General features: G+C 75.4%; 11 protein-coding genes. 5 read left to right on the forward strand and 6 right to left on the reverse strand.

Going from position 1 to position 16349, the window contains the following annotated elements; genetic code table 11:
* Window positions 1-27 precede the first annotated feature (27 nt).
* Window positions 28-1914, reverse strand: a complete 1887-nt coding sequence (locus tag ACGF5G_RS25390; RefSeq protein ID WP_393266867.1) for an acetolactate synthase large subunit — start codon at window positions 1912-1914, stop codon at window positions 28-30.
* A gap of 188 nt (window positions 1915-2102) precedes the next feature.
* Entirely contained in the window at window positions 2103-4595 is a 2493-nt protein-coding gene (locus ACGF5G_RS25395; RefSeq protein ID WP_393267030.1) for a putative bifunctional diguanylate cyclase/phosphodiesterase, read from the reverse strand.
* A gap of 129 nt (window positions 4596-4724) precedes the next feature.
* On the opposite strand from ACGF5G_RS25395, the gene ilvD reads away from it, so the two are divergent.
* The gene (gene ilvD / locus ACGF5G_RS25400; RefSeq protein ID WP_393266870.1) at window positions 4725-6572 is read left to right on the forward strand and encodes a dihydroxy-acid dehydratase; all 1848 of its coding nucleotides are present in this window, start codon (window positions 4725-4727) and stop codon (window positions 6570-6572) included.
* Between the two features lie 82 nt (window positions 6573-6654).
* Window positions 6655-6840 carry a hypothetical protein gene (locus tag ACGF5G_RS25405; protein ID WP_393266872.1) on the forward strand — a complete coding sequence of 62 codons (186 nt, stop codon included), beginning with the start codon at window positions 6655-6657 and terminating at the stop codon, window positions 6838-6840.
* A gap of 223 nt (window positions 6841-7063) precedes the next feature.
* Here ACGF5G_RS25405 and ACGF5G_RS25410 read toward each other — a convergent pair whose 3' ends face one another.
* From ACGF5G_RS25410 to ACGF5G_RS25420, 3 genes are all read right to left on the reverse strand, one after another.
* Window positions 7064-8728, reverse strand: a complete 1665-nt coding sequence (locus ACGF5G_RS25410) for a SulP family inorganic anion transporter (protein ID WP_393266875.1) — start codon at window positions 8726-8728, stop codon at window positions 7064-7066.
* Window positions 8725-9063, reverse strand: coding sequence for an ArsR/SmtB family transcription factor (locus tag ACGF5G_RS25415; protein ID WP_393266878.1), 339 nt, complete (start codon window positions 9061-9063; stop codon window positions 8725-8727). Before ACGF5G_RS25415 ends, ACGF5G_RS25410 begins: the two co-directional genes overlap by 4 nt.
* A 185-nt stretch (window positions 9064-9248) precedes the next feature.
* Window positions 9249-11618: a putative bifunctional diguanylate cyclase/phosphodiesterase gene (locus ACGF5G_RS25420; RefSeq protein ID WP_393266881.1), complete on the reverse strand. Its 2370-nt coding sequence runs from the start codon at window positions 11616-11618 to the stop codon at window positions 9249-9251.
* A gap of 205 nt (window positions 11619-11823) precedes the next feature.
* On the opposite strand from ACGF5G_RS25420, the gene ACGF5G_RS25425 reads away from it, so the two are divergent.
* Complete coding sequence (locus tag ACGF5G_RS25425) at window positions 11824-12201, forward strand: PH domain-containing protein (protein ID WP_393266884.1); 378 nt, start codon at window positions 11824-11826, stop codon at window positions 12199-12201.
* Between the two features lie 25 nt (window positions 12202-12226).
* On the opposite strand, the gene ACGF5G_RS25430 is transcribed toward ACGF5G_RS25425, so the two are convergent.
* On the reverse strand, window positions 12227-13153 hold the full coding sequence (locus ACGF5G_RS25430) for a 2-hydroxyacid dehydrogenase (protein ID WP_393266886.1): 927 nt from the start codon (window positions 13151-13153) through the stop codon (window positions 12227-12229).
* Window positions 13154-13265: 112 nt separating this feature from the next.
* On the opposite strand from ACGF5G_RS25430, the gene ACGF5G_RS25435 reads away from it, so the two are divergent.
* Window positions 13266-14441: a PQQ-dependent sugar dehydrogenase gene (locus tag ACGF5G_RS25435; protein ID WP_393266888.1), complete on the forward strand. Its 1176-nt coding sequence runs from the start codon at window positions 13266-13268 to the stop codon at window positions 14439-14441.
* A gap of 58 nt (window positions 14442-14499) precedes the next feature.
* Window positions 14500-16059 carry a metallophosphoesterase gene (locus ACGF5G_RS25440; protein WP_393266891.1) on the forward strand — a complete coding sequence of 520 codons (1560 nt, stop codon included), beginning with the start codon at window positions 14500-14502 and terminating at the stop codon, window positions 16057-16059.
* Window positions 16060-16349: the final 290 nt, after the last annotated feature.

Below are 16349 nucleotides of genomic sequence, written 5' to 3' on the forward strand. Positions count from 1 at the left end.
GGAACCGAATGATTCGCTCGCTCATGGTCAGAGTTCGTCCTCGTCGAAGGCGGGGCGGACGCCCCGGGCGAACATGATCTCGTCGTTGCTGGTGCCGGCGGCGACCATCGGCCACACCATGGCGTCCTTGCCGACCACGAAGTCGATGACCACCGGGGCGTCGTTGATGGCCATCGCGGCCTCGATGGTCCTGTCGACGTCCTCCGCGTTCTCGCAGCGCAGGCCGACGCAGCCGAGCGCCTCGGCGAGCTTCACGAAGTCGGGGATGCGGTGCTTGTGGGTGCCGAGATCGGTGTTGGAGTAGCGCTCCCCGTAGAACAGGGTCTGCCACTGCCGCACCATGCCGAGGTTGCCGTTGTTGATCAGGGCGATCTTGACCGGGATGCCCTCCAGCGCGCAGGTGGCCAACTCCTGGTTGGTCATCTGGAAGCAGCCGTCGCCGTCGACCGCCCAGACCACCGTGTCCGGCTTGCCGACCTTGGCACCCATCGCCGCCGGCACCGCGTAGCCCATCGTGCCGAGGCCGCCGGAGTTCAACCAGGTGTACGGCTTCTCGTACGAGATGAACTGGGAGGCCCACATCTGGTGCTGCCCGACCCCGGCGACGTAGATCGCGTCCGGGCCGGCGATCTCGCCGAGCCGCTTGATCACGTACTGCGGGGAGAGGGTGCCGTCGGCCGGCTCCTCGTAGCCCAGCGGGTAGCGCCGGCGCAGGTCGTCGAGCTGGGTCCACCAGTCGGCGGTGTCGGCGCGGTGGCCGGCCGACTGCTCGGTGGTCACCGCCGCGACCAGCTCGTCGATGACGTGCCGGGCGTCCCCGACGATCGGGACGTCGGCGTGCCGGTTCTTCCCGATCTCGGCCGGGTCGATGTCGGCGTGCACCACCGTCGCGTCCGGGGCGAACGAGTCCAGCTTGCCGGTGACCCGGTCGTCGAAGCGCGCGCCGAGGGCCACGATCAGGTCGGCCTTCTGCAATCCGTAGACGGCGGCGACCGTGCCGTGCATGCCGGGCATGCCCAGGTGCTGCGGGTGCGAGTCGGGGAACGCGCCCAGCGCCATCAGCGTGGTGACCACCGGAATCCCGGTCAGCTCGGCCAGCCGGCGCAGCCCCTCGGTGGCGCCGGCCTTGAGCACGCCGCCGCCGACGTAGAGCACCGGGCGGCGGGCGGAGGTCATCAGCCGGGCCGCCTCGCGGATCTGCTTGCCGTGCGGGTGCAGGGTCGGCCGGTAGCCCGGCAGGTCCAGCGTCGGCGGCCAGGTGAAGGTGGTGGGCGCCTGGAGGACGTCCTTGGGGATGTCGACCAGGACCGGCCCGGGCCGGCCGGTGGCGGCCAGGTGGAACGCCTCGGCCAGCACCCGCGGGATCTCCTCGGCGTTCTGCACGAGGAAGTTGTGCTTGGTGATCGGCAGCGTGATGCCCTGGATGTCCGCCTCCTGGAAGGCGTCCGTGCCGATCGCCGGCCGCGCGACCTGGCCGGTGATCGCCACCATCGGCACCGAGTCCATGTACGCGTCGGCGATCGGGGTGACCAGGTTCGTCGCGCCGGGGCCGGAGGTGGCCATGCACACGCCGACCCGGCCGGTCGCCTGGGCGTAGCCGGTCGCCGCGTGCCCGGCGCCCTGCTCGTGGCGGACCAGGATGTGCCGGACCGTGGAGTCGTAGAGCGGGTCGTACGCCGGCAGGATCGCGCCGCCCGGGATGCCGAAGACGACGTCGACGCCGAGCGCCTCGAGGGACCGCACGAGCGAGCCGGCTCCGGAGACCTGGGCCGTGGCGGGTGTGCGTACCCCCGGGACGGCCGAGGTGGCCGCGGCGCGGGTGGCGCCGGCGTGGTCGGCGTCGGTCGCGGGCTCGGCGGCCGGGCGGGCGCGCCGGGCGGAGTGGGCGAGTGTCTCTGGCGTGGGTCTCGTCATTGCGGTTCAGCCCCTCGGCTGGAGTGGGTGCGGCTGTTCGAGCGGTGTGACGCGGGGCACGGGGCCCCCGTCGATGGGTTCGACGGCAACAAAAAAGCCCTCGTGCAGGTTGCACGGGGCCGGCGCACTCTCGACAGGGAGAGTGCGCTCAGGTAAGTACTCGCAGCGACCGGTACGACGACATGCGGTCAAGCCTGACGCATCTCACGCGATGAGTCAACTGATCCCACATGTTGGTTAACGGAGTGTGGAGATTCACCCGTCCGAGGGGCCTGCGCACCCCGCTCCACCTGCCCGGACTCGGGCTCGGGCGGGCGCGGGGCGGGCACCGTCGGCAGCCGCCGGGGCGGCGGGGCCGGCGAGACGGAGGCGGGGGCCGTCGGCAGCCGCCGGGGCGGCGGGGCCGGCGAGACGGAGGCGGGGGCCGTCGGCAGCCGCCGGGGCGGCGACACGGGCGGGGCCGGGGCGGGGGCCGGCCGGGCGCCGGGGGACGTGGCCGCCTCCAGCATCGCCCCCAGGTGCTCGGCCGGGACGCCCCAGCCGGACAACGCGCCCTGGCCGAAGCGGCAGCCGGCGGCGACCACGGCGGCCAGCTCGGTGCGCGTGGTCACCCCCTCGGCGATGACCTCCAGGCCGAGCTGGTGACCGAGCCGCATGACGATGTCGACCATCGGCGCGAAGGCCGGGCCGTCCCGGCCCACCGGCCGCACCGGCTCGTGCTCGGCGACCAGGCTGTGGTCGATCTTGAGGATGTCGATCGGCAGGCGTCGTAGCTGCCCCAGCGAGGAGTAGCCGGCACCGAAGTCGTCCAGCGCGATCCGGACGCCGGTCAGCCGCAGCGCGGTCAGCCGCCGGATCAGCTCGTCCAGGTCGGTGGCGACGGCGTGCTCGGTGACCTCCAGCACCAGCCGCTGCGGCGGCACGTGGTGGACGCGCAGCGCCTCGGCGACCTGGACCACGTACTCCGGGGCGTGCAGCTCGCGCGGCGAGACGTTGACGGAGACCCAGACGTCGTGGCCGTCGGCCAGCCAGCGGGAGAGCTGGTGGCAGGCCTGGTGCAGCACCCAGGCGCCCAGCTTGGCGATCATCCCGCACTCCTCGGCCAGCGGGATGAACTCGTCGGGGCGGACGTTGCCCAGCGTCGGGTGGCGCCAGCGCAGCAACGCCTCCGCGCCGACCGGGCGCACCGAGGGCAGCGAGGCCACCGGCTGGAACACCAGCCGCAGCTCGTCGCGCTCGATCGCGCCGCGCAGCTCGTGTTCGAGCGTGGTGCGCCGGCGCAGCAGCTGGTCGTACGCGGCGTCGTAGCGCTCGATCCGGTTCTTGCCGCGCTGCTTGGCGTAGCGCAGCGCCAGGTCGGCGTGGCGCTGCAGCAGCTCCACGTCGGGCTCCCCGGCCCAGCCCGCCAACCCGATGCTCACCGAGAGGAAGACCGGCCCCTCGGGCTGGTCGTAGGCGCGGCCGAGCACGCCGAGCAGGCGCTCGGCGACCCGGTCCGCGTCGGCCGGGCAGCCGTGCATCAGCACCGCGAACTCGTCGCCGCCGAGCCGGGCCGCCACGTCGCCGGGGCGCAGGTTGCCGCGCAGCCGCCGGCCCACCTCGGCCAGCACCGCGTCGCCGACGTCGTGGCCGCGCATGTCGTTGACGTTCTTGAAGCCGTCGAGGTCGAGGCCGAGCAGCACGCAGGGCGTGCCGGCCTCGGCGCAGCGGTGCAGCGCCCGCAGCAGCCCCCGCCGGTTGGCCAGGCCGGTCAGCGGGTCGGTGTGGGCCAACTCACGGAAGTGCGCCTCGCGCTCCACCAGCCGCCGGGCGTAGCCGCGCACGTCGTGCAGCGTCAGGTACTGCCGGGTCACCAGGGCGAAGCCCTCGACGCTGCCGGCGACGATGCCGAGCGCGTCGAACCGGCCGTCCTGGAGGAGGTGGTACATCGCCGAGGCGGCCATCGCGAACATCGGGACGAACGCGTGGTCGCCGTCGCGGCGGATCAGGTCGAGGTCGGCCTGGCCGGCCGCGTCCACCCGCCGGGCGGCCAGCGCGGCGGCGCCCAGGCCGGCGGCGAGCGCTCCCGCCCCGGCCAGCGCCACTTCCGGCCCGGCCTGGCAGAGGCCGGTGGCGACGCCGAGCCCGCCGCAGGTCACCATGGTGGCCCCGGCGCCGAGACCGGCGAGGAACCGGCGCGGGGGCGGGGCGCGGAACGCCACGACGAGGGCGGTCCCGGCGGTCAGGGCCGCGCTGACCGTGGCCAGCAGGATCGGCGGGCAGGCCAGCGGGGTGGCGTCACCGAGCAGCCGGGTGGGCTCGGAGAACAGCACCCAGCCGACGAACCAGAACGCGGCCGCCAGGACCAGGCCGTCGAGCGCCAGCCGCACCGTGGCCGCCCCCGAAGCGGCCACGCCGGGCAGCCGGAGCAGCCCCGCGGCGAAGAGCAGCCCGCTGACCGTCGTGCCGACCGCGACGACGGTGGCCCAGCCCGTACGCCGGTCCGGCCCGTGCGCCCCGTGCCCGGCGGCGGCGAACGTCACGGCGATCCCGACCAGCAGGCCGGCCAGCGCCACCGCGGACGCCGCGGCGAGCAGCGCGTGCGCCTGCCGGTGCGGCCCGGACCGCCGCCGGGCGTCGGCTGCCGACAGCGCGCCGGCCGCCGCCGCGACCAGCCCGCACAGCACCGCTGCCGCGACCATGCCCGGGGGGAGATGCACGTCCCCAACTGTGCCGGATGAGGGTCCCGCGTGGGGCCCCGGGTGTGCATCCTTTGGGACACGGCGCGCGCCCCCGGCGGGTGCTCCGGCGGCGGTGCAACACTGGTAGGCATGCCTGAGCTGCGGTCGAAGACCTCCACGCACGGTCGGACGATGGCCGGCGCCCGGGCCCTGTGGCGGGCCACCGGGATGACCGACGACGACTTCGGCAAGCCGATCGTCGCCATCGCCAACAGCTTCACCCAGTTCGTACCCGGTCACGTGCACCTCAAGGACCTCGGCGGCCTGGTCGCCGAGGCGGTGGCCGAGGCCGGCGGGGTGGGCCGCGAGTTCAACACCATCGCGGTGGACGACGGCATCGCCATGGGCCACGGCGGCATGCTCTACTCCCTGCCCAGCCGGGAGTTGATCGCCGACGCCGTCGAGTACATGGTCAACGCGCACTGCGCCGACGCCCTGGTCTGCATCTCCAACTGCGACAAAATCACCCCGGGCATGCTGCTGGCCGCGCTGCGGCTGAACATCCCGACCGTCTTCGTCTCCGGCGGGCCGATGGAGGCCGGCAAGACGGTGGCGATCGAGGGCGTGGTGCACTCCAAGATCGACCTGATCGACGCGATGGTCGCGGCCTCCAACGAGGCCGTGACCGAGGACCAGCTCGGCGCCATCGAGCGGTCCGCCTGCCCGACCTGCGGCTCCTGCTCCGGCATGTTCACCGCCAACTCGATGAACTGCCTCACCGAGGCGATCGGGCTGGCCCTGCCGGGCAACGGCTCGACGCTGGCCACCCACGCCGCGCGCCGGTCGCTCTTCGTCGAGGCCGGCCGCACCGCCGTGGAGATCGCCAAGCGGTGGTACGACGGCGACGACGCCTCCGTGCTGCCCCGCGCGATCGCCAACCGGGCCGCGTTCGAGAACGCCGTCGCCCTGGACGTGGCGATGGGCGGCTCGACCAACACGATCCTGCACCTGCTCGCCGCCGCCCGCGAGGCCGAGCTGGACTTCGACGTCGCCGACATCGACGCGATCTCCCGCCGGGTGCCCTGCCTGGCCAAGGTCGCGCCGAACTCCCCGCAGTACCACATGGAGGACGTGCACCGGGCCGGCGGCATCCCGGCCATCCTCGGCGAACTGGACCGGGCCGGCCTGCTCCACCGGGACGTGCACGCGGTGCACTCCCCCAGCCTGGAGCGCTGGCTGGCGGACTGGGACGTCCGGGGCGGCTCGCCGACGCCGGAGGCGGTCGAACTGTTCCACGCCGCGCCCGGCGGGGTGCGCACCACCGAGCCGTTCTCCACCACCAACCGCTGGTCGTCGCTGGACACCGACGCGGCCGACGGCTGCGTCCGGGACCTCGCCCACGCCTACAGCGCCGACGGCGGGCTGGCCATCCTGCACGGCAACCTGGCCCCGGACGGCTGCGTGGTGAAGACCGCCGGGGTGCCCGAGGAGTGCCTGACCTTCCGCGGCCCCGCCAAGGTCTACGAGTCCCAGGACGACGCCGTGTCGGCGATCCTCGCCAAGGAGGTCGTCGCCGGCGACGTGGTGGTGATCCGCTACGAGGGGCCGAAGGGCGGCCCCGGGATGCAGGAGATGCTCTACCCCACCTCCTTCCTGAAGGGCCGGGGGCTGGGCCGGGCCTGCGCGCTGCTCACCGACGGGCGCTTCTCCGGCGGCACCTCCGGCCTCTCCATCGGGCACGTCTCCCCCGAGGCCGCCTCGGGCGGGCTGATCGCCCTCGTCGAGCCCGGCGACGAGATCGTCATCGACATCCCGGGCCGCTCGATCGAGCTGGACGTGCCGGAGGACGTGCTCCAGGCCCGCCGGGTCGCCCAGGAGAAGCGCGACCGGCCGTACACCCCGGTCGACCGGCAGCGGCCGGTGTCCGCGGCGCTGCGCGCGTACGCCTCGATGGCGACCTCGGCCAGCGACGGCGCCTACCGCCGCGTCCCGGAGTGAGAGGGCACATTCCGTCGGTTACCATCGCCGTCAATCAGACTGAAGGAGCAGGGCTCGCAGACTGAAGGAGCAGGGCTCGCGGATGGTAGTCGAGACGCCCGACGCGGCGACGGAGGAACTCTTCGAGGGCGAGGCCATCGGCCCTGAGATCGAGGACGCCAGCCAGGAGACCGAGCCGCACAACCTGTGGGGCGTGGCGATGGAGTTCGGCCATTTCGGGGTCGGTCTCTCTCCGGAGAGCCCAACAGCCGCGGCAGTGCGAAGCTGATGAGTGAGCGAACGGTCCATCTGGACGGCACGGCGTACCGCTGTGAATGGCACGCCAAGCTGGTGCCCCACCGCAACCCAATCCACTTCAGCCTTCCCCACGATGCCATCGACGGCCGCCGCAGCAGCGGGGACGGCGGACAGGGAGGAATCCCCCGGGTCGGCGGCAGACCGTGTCGCTCCGGGGGACGGTCAGCCATCGCCCGTCCGTGGTCCCGACCGCCTCAGCGGGCCGAGGCGAGAGCCAGCTCGCGGGCGTGGCGGATGGCGGCCGGGGTGTCTGGGAAGACCAGCCCGTCGCGGCGCAACCGCGCGGCGACGCCGAGGGTGGCGAGCACCTGGTCGTGGCCGGGGGCGATGCCGGAGAGCAGCACGGTGATGCCGCGCTCCTGGAGCCGGAGGATGGCGTCGCCGAGCACCTGCGCACCGGTGGCGTCCAGGGCGGACACCCGGGACATCCGCAGGATGACCACGCGCACGTCGGCGACGTCGGAAAGCTGGAGCAGGAAGCTGTGCGCGGCGGCGAAGAAGAGCGGGCCGTCCAGCCGGTAGGCCACGATGTGGTCGGCGAGCAGGGCCCGCTCCTCGGCGCTGTGCTCGCCGGGGTCGAGCGGAACCCGTTCCACCCGCGCCGTGCGGGCCACCGCGCGCAGGGCGATCACGATCGCCACGCCCACCCCGACCGCCACGGCGGTGACCAGGTCCAGCGCCACCGTGACCGCGAAGGTGAGCACCAGCACGAGGGCGTCGCCCCGGGTGGCACGGGCCAGCGCCCAGAGCGACCCGGCCTCGACCATCCGGACGGTGGTGGCCAGCAGGACGCCGGCCAGGGCGGCGAGCGGGATCCGGCCGACCAGCGGCGCGGCGGCCAGCACGATCCCGGCGAGGGCGACGGCGTGGGTGAGCGCGGCCAGCTTCGAGCCCGCGCCGGCGCGCACGTTCACCGCCGTACGGGCGATGGCGGCGGTGGCCGGGATCCCGCCGAACGCCGGGGCGGCGAGGTTGGCCAGCCCCTGACCGAACAGCTCGCGATCGGGATCGTGGCGCTGGCCGATGGTCATCCCGTCGGCCACGGTGGCGGAGAGCAGGCTCTCCAGGGCGGCCAGCGCCGCGACCGCGAGGGCCGAGGGCAGCAGGACCCCGACGGCGTCGAGGTCGAGAAAGCCCAGCGAGGGCGCGGGCAGGCCGGCGGGCAGGGCGCCGATGCGGGCGAGCTCGACCGGGGTGGTCTCGGCCAGGACGGTCGCGGCGGCCACGCCGAGCAGGGAGAACGGCCAGCCGGGACGCCACCGGGCGCCGAGCAGCATAACCGCCGCGACGCCGAGGGCCACAGCGACCGGGACCGGCCGTGGGTCCGCGACGAACCGGGTGACCGCGTCGGCGGCCACGGCCCAGACGCGGTCACCGTGCGCGTCGGCCACCCCCAGCGCGGCCGGCACCTGTTGCAGGGCGATGACCACCGCGATGCCGGCGGTGAACCCCTCGATCACGGGGACGGGCAGGTAGTGCACGTACCGGCCGAGGCGGGCGAGGGCCAGCGCGATCAGCACCAGCCCGGCCAGCGCCCCGACCATCAGCACCCCGGTGGCGCCGAACTGCTGGACCACCGGCACCAGCACCACGGTCATCGCCCCGGTCGGCCCGGAAACCTGGAGGTGGGAGCCGCCGAAGACCGCCGCGACCGCGCCGGCCACCACCGCCGTCACCAGGCCGGCCTGGGCCCCGAGCCCGGAGGTGACACCGAAGGCCAGCGCCAGCGGCAGCGCCACCACCGCCACGGTCAGCCCGGCGAGCAGGTCGCGCCGGGGTGCGCGGCGCACCGCCAGCCAGTCGGCGCGCCGCGGCAACAGCCCGACAAACCGCTCGCGCAACGACAGTGTCCGGCTCACCGGTCCCGCCCGTCGGCCCGCAGCTCGTTCAGCAGCGCGTCGCGGTCGGTGAGGACTGCGCCGAGGATGCGGCGGCCTGCGGCCAGCAGGTCGACCACGTCCGGGGTGCTGAGCGCGTAGACGACTAGGGCGCCGTCGCGGCTGGAGGTGACCATGCCGGTCCGGCGGAGCACCGCGAGTTGCTGGGACAGGTTCGACGCCTCGACGTCGATCGCCGCCAGCAAGTCGCGAACGGGCTTCGGCCCGTCCTGGAGCAGCTCCAGCACCCGGATCCGCACCGGGTGGCCGAGGGTGCGGAACAGCTCCGCCTTCGCCTGATAGAGCGGTACCGACATGCCAGCCTCCCTCTCAACCGCAACCAGACATGAAGACTTTAGCACTTGCGAAATCCTTCAACTCCCTGCCGGAAGGTGCGGAAGGACGCGCGGCGGGAACGCGGCCGTCGCGGGTCGCCAGGTCTAGCTGTACTGCCCAGCGACCTTGGTTGAGGTCGTGTGACGACACGACGTAGGCAGTACATCTAGCGCGACGCCGACGGGAACTCCTCGAAGTACGCCTCCACCCGCTCCGCGGTGGCCGGGCGGGCCAGCGCGAAGCCCTGCCCGTACCGGCAGCCGGCCCGGCGCGCGCCGTCGACCAGGCCCGGCGACTCCAGCTCCTCCACCACGATGTCCAACCCCAACCGGTCCCCCACGGCCACCACCACGTCGATCAGCGGGCGCTGCGGGTCCGCCGGATCCACCAGCTGCGGGCCGACCTTGAGCAGGTCGATCGGCAGCCGGCGGAGCTGGGCGAGCGAGGCGTGCTCGGCCCGGAAGTCGTCCAGCGCGGTGCGGATGCCCAGTGACCGGAGCCCGGCCAGCCGGGCCACCACGGTCGGCAGCTCGCCGGCCACCCTCGGCTCCGCCACCTCGACCACCAGGCGGTCGGGCGGCACCCCGTACGCGTCCAGCACCGCCGCCGTGCGGGGCACGAAGTCGGGCGCGGCCAGCTCCCGGACGGTCACGTTGACCGCCATCCAGAGCCGCCGGCTCCCCGCCGACCAGGCGGCGAGCTGCCGGCAGGCCCGGTCCAGCACCCAGCAGCCCAGCTCGCCCACGATGTCGAGGTCCTCCGCCACCGGCAGGAACTCGGCCGGGAGCACCGTGCCGAGGACCGGGCTGCGCCAGCGCAGCAGCGCCTCCGTGCCGACGGGCTGCCGGTCGGCCAGGTCGAGCACCGGCTGGTAGACGAGGTCCAGCTCGCCCCGCGCGACCGCCCCGGGCAGCTCCCGCTCCAGGTCCAGCCGGCGGACGAGCTGCTCCTCCAGGTAGGCGTCGTACCACTCGACCCGGTCCCGGCCGAGCTGCACGGCCCGCCGCCGGGCCAGGTCGGCCTGGCGCAGCACGTCCTCCGGGGCGGTGCCGGCGACCTCGGCCAGCCCGATGCTGGCCCGCAGCCGCAGCACCCCGCCCGGCACCTGGTAGGGCTGGGTGAGCGCGGCGAGCAGCCGGGTGCCCAGCGCGTACGCCAGCACGGGGCCGGTCCCGGTGACCACCGCGAAGCCGGCGGCGGTGAGGTCGGCGAGCAGGTCCCCGGGGCCGACGACGGCGCGGACGCGACGGGCGACCTCGGCCGTCACGGCCTCCCGGGCGGCGTCGCCGGGCCCCTCGGCGGTGGCGCCGGGGATGTGCAGGTCGACGACGAGCAGCGCGCCGCAGGGGGACGGTGCGTCCCGCAGCGCGGCGAGGGCCCGCAGCAGCTCGGCGCGGCCCGCCGGCCCGCCGGATCGGCCGGTTCCGGGCGAGCGGTGCCGGGCCGGTGCCGCCTCGGCGCAGGTCGGCATGGTGTCGACGCGGGCCGGCGCCGCCTCGGCGCAGGTCGCCGCGGCGTCCGCGCGCGCCGGCGCCTCCGCGCGCGCCGGCGGGGCGGCGGCGGGGGCCGGCGGTAGCGGTTCGCCCGCCCGGAGCAGGTCGCGGAGCACGAGCGGCGGCGCGACCGCGAGCGCGAGCAGCACGGCGGTGAGGTCCGGCGGCCCGTCGGAGCGGAGCTCCCAGCCGGTCGCCGCCACGGCCGCGGCGGCCGGGACCACCGCCCGGGGCCACACGAGGGTGGGCAGGGCCGACGGGTCGGGCTGCGGCCGGGCCGCCCACCGCGCCCCCGCCGCGGTCAGCAGCACCCCGCCCACCAGCGGGGGTACGGCCAACAGCGCCGCCCAGACCGGCGACGTCCCGACCGGAAGCGCGGCCAGCGCCACCAACCCGAGCAGGGTGAGCGCCGCGCCGCCCCGGCACCGGGCGGCGCCGGAGCGCCGGTGCGGCCCGGTCAGCGCCGTGAGCACCGCGATCGCGAGCCCGCCGAGGGCCACCGCCGCCGCGAGCCGGGCCGGCGGGTCGAGGCGGTCGCGGGGCAGCAGCAGCCAACCGGCGAGGACCAGCCCGAGGCCGGCGGCGGTCGCGTCGAGGGCCCGCCGCAGCCGGACCCGGGTGGCCGGGTGCGGCGTCCGCGCCCGCGAAGGCAGCCCGGCGGCGAAGAGCGGGGCGGCGACGACCAGCCCCGCCACGGCGACGGCGGGCCGGTGGCGGGAGTCGGCGAGCGGGAGGACGGCGGCGGCCAGCCCCGCCGTCACCACGGCGGCGTCGAGCAGCACGGCGACGCGACGGGGCAGCGCCGTGCGGCAGCGGGCCGCCCGGGAACGGCTGGGCCCAGGTGTGGGCGGGCCGACGGCCAGCCGGGACAGCCGCGCGCCGGCCAGCGCGGAGCCGGCGGCGCCCGCCAGCGCCACGACGGCCGGTGCCGGCATCCGGCCGGTCGCGCCGGCGAGCAGGAGCAGCGCGACGGCGGCGAGGACGAGGGTCTCCGGCACGGCCGGACGGCGGGCGCGGGCGTGGGACGGGTACGCGAGGGGCACGGCGGTCGCCTTCGTGAGGGGGCACGGGCGGTGCGGCGGTGCGGGGCGCCGGAACGAGGTGGGTCCGCTGCCCATCTATCGCCAACGAGCGCGCAGGCACGCGGTGACGCCGAGGCGACAGTGGCCCTCGTCACTGCCAGCCGTCGGGTGGAGCCCGGCGCCGCCCGGCGCGTACCGGGGGCGGCGGGGGTGGGATCATCGGGGGGTGAGCAGCTCCGGCACCGTCCGCTTCCGGCACAACCAGGCGATCCTGGCCGCCGCGATCATCGCCTTCATCGGCGCCCTGCCGTTGGCCGGCGCCCGGTGGTACCTGCTGCCGGTGCTGCTCGTCCCGCTCGCCGTCGGGGTCTGGGCGTGGCGGGCCGGCACCGACGTGGACGCCCGCGAGCTGCGCCTGCGGGCGCTGGTCGGGCAGCGCCGGATCAGCTGGGACCGGGTCGTGGAGCTGGCCCCGGACGCACGGGGCCGGGCGGTGGCCCGACTCGACGACGGCCAGGCGGTGCTGCTGCCGGCCGTCCGCGGCGCCGACCTGCCGCGGCTGGTCGAGGCCACCGGCCAGACCCTGCCCGACGCGGCCGGCTGACCCGCCGCGCCGGCGCCGGCGCCGGTCAGTAGCCGTCCACGACCGCGTTCACCAGCGGCTCGCCGGCCGCGAACCGCCGGACCTGCTCCCCGACCAGCCGGTACGCGCGCGGCAGCAGGCCGCGCACCGAGCCCGCCACGTGCGGGGTGAGCAGCACGTTCGGCATCGCCCACAGCGGGTGGTCGGCGGGCAGCGGCTCCGGGTCGGTGACGTCCAGCGCGGCCGAGATCCGGCCGGTCCGCAGCTCGGCGACGAGCGCCTCGGTGCGGGCCACCGGCCCGCGCGCGGCGTTCACCAGCAGCGCGCCGTCCCGCATCGCCGCGAGGAACTTCTCGTCGACCAGCCCCCGGGTCTGCTCGGTCAGCGGCACCAGCAGCACCACCACGTCGGCCTCGGGCAGCAGGCCCGGCAACTCCTCGACGCCGTGCACCCCCTGCTCCGGGCGGGCGGTCCGGGCCACCAGGGTGAAGCTCACCTCGAACGGCGCGAGCCGGTCCCGCACCGCCGCGCCGATCGAGCCCGCCCCGACGATCAGCACCCGCTTGCCGGCCAGCTCGTCGGTGGGGGCCACCTCCGCGTACGCCCACTCGCGCCGGGCCTGCGCCCGGGCCAGGGCCGGGAAGGCCCGCAGCTGGGACAGGATCGCCGCGACCACCCACTCGGCGGTGGACGGATCGTGCGCGCCCCGGGCGTCGCAGAGCGTCACCCCCTCCGGGATCCGGCCGGCCCAGGCGTCCGCCCCGGCGGAGAGGAGCTGCACCACCGCCAGGTCGGGCAGCTCGCCCAGCAGCGCGGTGGCGTCGCCGCCGGCCAGGAACGGCGGCACCCAGAACCGGACGCCGGCCGCCGCCGAGGGGAGCCGGGCGGGGTCCTCGACCACCTCGACGGTGATGTCCCGGGGCAGCTCCCCGAGGAGCGCGCGGCCGGACTCGTGCGGGATCCATACCTTCACGCCCGCCGACGATAGGCCCCCGGCCGGGCCGCCGGCCGGGCGGGGCGGATCGCGGCACCCGGTCCGATCCGTCGGCCCCGGTACGGCGCCCCGGCGGGCTACCCTGGGCCGGGTGAGCGCCCGTCCCCCGTACCCTCGCACCCGCCGCCTCCGGGCGGCCCTGGCGGCGTCGTGCGCGGCGCTGCTGCTCGCGACCGCCGGTTGCAGCTTCGGCGAGCCCGAGCCGGACCCGGCCGGCGAGCCGCCGACCTTCCCGACCCCCTCGACGACGGCGAGCGCCGGCGGCGCCGGCAGTGAGGTGGTCACCACCGTGCTGGCCAAGGGCCTGCGGGTGCCGTGGGGCATCGCCTTCCTGCCCGACGGCGCCGCGCTGGTCACGGAGCGAGACAGCGGCCGGATCCTGCGGGTCGGCCCCGAGTCGGGGCCCGACGGGCTGAAGGTCACCCCGGTGCAGACCGTCCCCGACGTGGCCGCGTCCGGCGAGGGCGGGCTGATGGGCATCGCCGTCTCCCCCGACTACCAGCGCGACAAGTCGGTCTTCGTCTACTACACGACGGAGCGCGACAACCGGATCGCCCGGCTGGAGCTCGGCGGCACGCCCACCCCGATCCTCACCGGCATCCCCAAGGCGGGCATCCACAACGGTGGCGGCCTCGCCTTCGGCCCGGACGGCCTGCTCTACGCGAGCACCGGCGACGCCGGCGACCGGCCGCAGGCGCAGGACGTCAAGCGCCTCGGCGGGAAGATCCTGCGGATCACCAGGGACGGCAAGCCCGCGCCCGGCAACCCGTTCCCGAACTCCCCGGTGTGGTCCCTCGGCCACCGCAACGTCCAGGGGCTCGCCTGGGACCCGGGCAAACGGATGTACGCCGTCGAATTCGGCCAGAACACCTGGGACGAGATCAACCAGGTCACCAAGGGGCGCAACTACGGCTGGCCGCAGGTCGAGGGGCGCGACGACGACAAGCGCTACGTCAACCCGATCACCCAGTGGCCGACGTCGGACGCCTCCTGCTCCGGGCTGACCGCCGCGGACCGGCTGCTGGTCACCGCGTGCCTGCGCGGCGAGCGGCTGTGGCTGGTCGAGCTGACCGACACCGGCACGGTGCTCGGCCAGCCGCGCGAGCTGCTGACCGGGCGGTTCGGGCGGCTGCGGGCCGTGGCCGCCGCGCCCGACGGCTCGATCTGGGTGAGCACCTCCAACCACGACGGGCGGGGCGACCCCGCGCCCGAGGACGACCGGCTGCTGCGTCTGGTCTTCGCCGACGGCGGAGCCGGCCGGAGCTGACCCGACCGGCTCCGCCGGGTTTACCAAGATCCCTCACTGGGCAGGTCAGAATCTCAACATGGACGGGCAGGAGAACGAGCAGCACGAGCACCGGGACGAGGACGCCCCGGTGACCGGTGGTGCCCGCCGGGGCGACCCCGACCGGGCCGGCCGGCGCGCGCTCCGTGCGGCCGGGCTGACGCTGGCGGTCCTGGTCGTCACCCTGGTCGGGGTGGTCGTCGGCGTGCTCGCCGGCGGCCGGGTGAGCACCGACATCGGCCCGTTCCAGGCGGACCTCACGGTGGCCCCGGCCGTCAGCGGCAGCACCACCGTCGACATCCCGCCGCTGGGCGCGTTGCTGCTCGACAGCCACGACGGGCCGACGCACCTGACGGTCGAGCTGGGCGCGCTGGACCAGAGCCGCGTCCAGGCGCTGATCGACGATCCGGCCAGCATCAACCGGGCGAGCCAGACCGCCGTCGACGACGTCCGCGAGGGGGTGATGCGGCTCGGTCTGCGTACGCTCGCGTCGGCCGTGCTGGTGACCCTGCTGCTGGCCCTGCTGGTCTTCCGCGACGCCCGCCGGGCGGCCTGGGCCGGCGGGCTGGCGCTGGTGATCACCGCCGGCGGCCTCGGCGCCGCCGCGGCGACCCTGCGGCCGCAGGCCATCGAGGAGCCACGCTACGAGGGACTGCTGGTCAACGCCCCCGCGATCGTCGGCGACGCCCGCCGGATCGCCAACGACTACACCCGCTACGCCGAGCAGCTCCAGCACATCGTCGGCAACGTCAGCCAGCTCTACACCACTGTGTCGTCGCTGCCGGTCTACGAGCCGGCCCCCGGCACGACCCGGGTGCTGCACGTCTCCGACATGCACCTCAACCCGACCGGCTGGCAGCTCATCCGCACCGTCGTGGAGCAGTTCGGCATCGACGTGGTGATCGACACCGGGGACATCACCGACTGGGGCAGCGAGCCGGAGGCCTCGTTCGTCGGCTCGATCGGCCTGCTCAAGAAGCCGTACGTCTACATCCGCGGCAACCACGACTCGGGCCGGACGGCGGCGGCGGTGGCCCGCCAGCCGAACGCGATCGTGCTCAACAACACCACCACCACGGTCGCCGGGCTGACCATCGCCGGCATCGGCGACCCGCGCTTCACGCCCGACAAGAACACCTCGCCGGCGGGCAGCGGCCTCACCAAGCAGGTCGCCGACCAGGTGATCGGCGCCGGCGACCAGCTCGCCGCCACGGTGCGCAGCTCGCCGCGGCCGGTGAACATCGCGCTGGTGCACGACCCGGCCTCGGCCGGCCCGCTGTCGGGCACCTGCCCGCTGGTGCTCGCCGGGCACACCCACAGCCGGCAGGTGTCGAAGCTGCCGGAGGTGCCCGGGAAGACGCCGACCCAGCTGCTGGTGCAGGGCTCCACGGGCGGTGCCGGGCTGCGTGGTCTGGAGGGCGAGAAGCCCACCCCGCTGACGATGAGCGTCCTCTACTTCGACAAGGACAAGCTGCTCCAGGCGTACGACGACATCACCGTGGGCGGCACCGGCCAGGCGCAGGTGAACCTGGAGCGGCACATCGTGGAGAACCCGAAGGTGGGCGTCCCGGCCCCCGTCACCCCCACCCCGACCCGCTGACCCACACCACCCTGCCCCCGTGCCGCCCTGCCCCCGTGCCGCCCTGCCCCCGTGCCGCCTGCCCCCGTGCCGCCCTGCCCCCGCGCCGCCCTGCCCGGACGCCCTGATCGGCCGTCTGTCGGTGGCCCCGCTCGGTTGCCCTGGTCCCCGACGTCTTACATCCCCGCTCAAGGTCCGTTGCGGAGAGTAGCGACCTCCGCGCCGCGGCCGACCTCGTCCTCCGACGCTTTGCTCTGCACCCACCGACGCGCCAGTAACCAGGCGTAGCCAAACGCCGCCGCTCGCCAATC

Source organism: Micromonospora sp. NPDC047730, from assembly GCF_043204765.1.
Classification (GTDB): Bacteria; Actinomycetota; Actinomycetes; order Mycobacteriales; family Micromonosporaceae; genus Micromonospora.

Coding starts and splice junctions, on each gene's coding strand:
- ACGF5G_RS25390 (WP_393266867.1), bottom strand. CDS start 1,914: ATGACGAGACCCACGCCAGAGACACTCGCCCACTCCGCCCGGCGCGCC.
- ACGF5G_RS25395 (WP_393267030.1), bottom strand. CDS start 4,595: ATGGTCGCGGCAGCGGTGCTGTGCGGGCTGGTCGCGGCGGCGGCCGGC.
- ilvD (WP_393266870.1), top strand. CDS start 4,725: ATGCCTGAGCTGCGGTCGAAGACCTCCACGCACGGTCGGACGATGGCC.
- ACGF5G_RS25405 (WP_393266872.1), top strand. CDS start 6,655: ATGGTAGTCGAGACGCCCGACGCGGCGACGGAGGAACTCTTCGAGGGC.
- ACGF5G_RS25415 (WP_393266878.1), bottom strand. CDS start 9,063: ATGTCGGTACCGCTCTATCAGGCGAAGGCGGAGCTGTTCCGCACCCTC.
- ACGF5G_RS25440 (WP_393266891.1), top strand. CDS start 14,500: ATGGACGGGCAGGAGAACGAGCAGCACGAGCACCGGGACGAGGACGCC.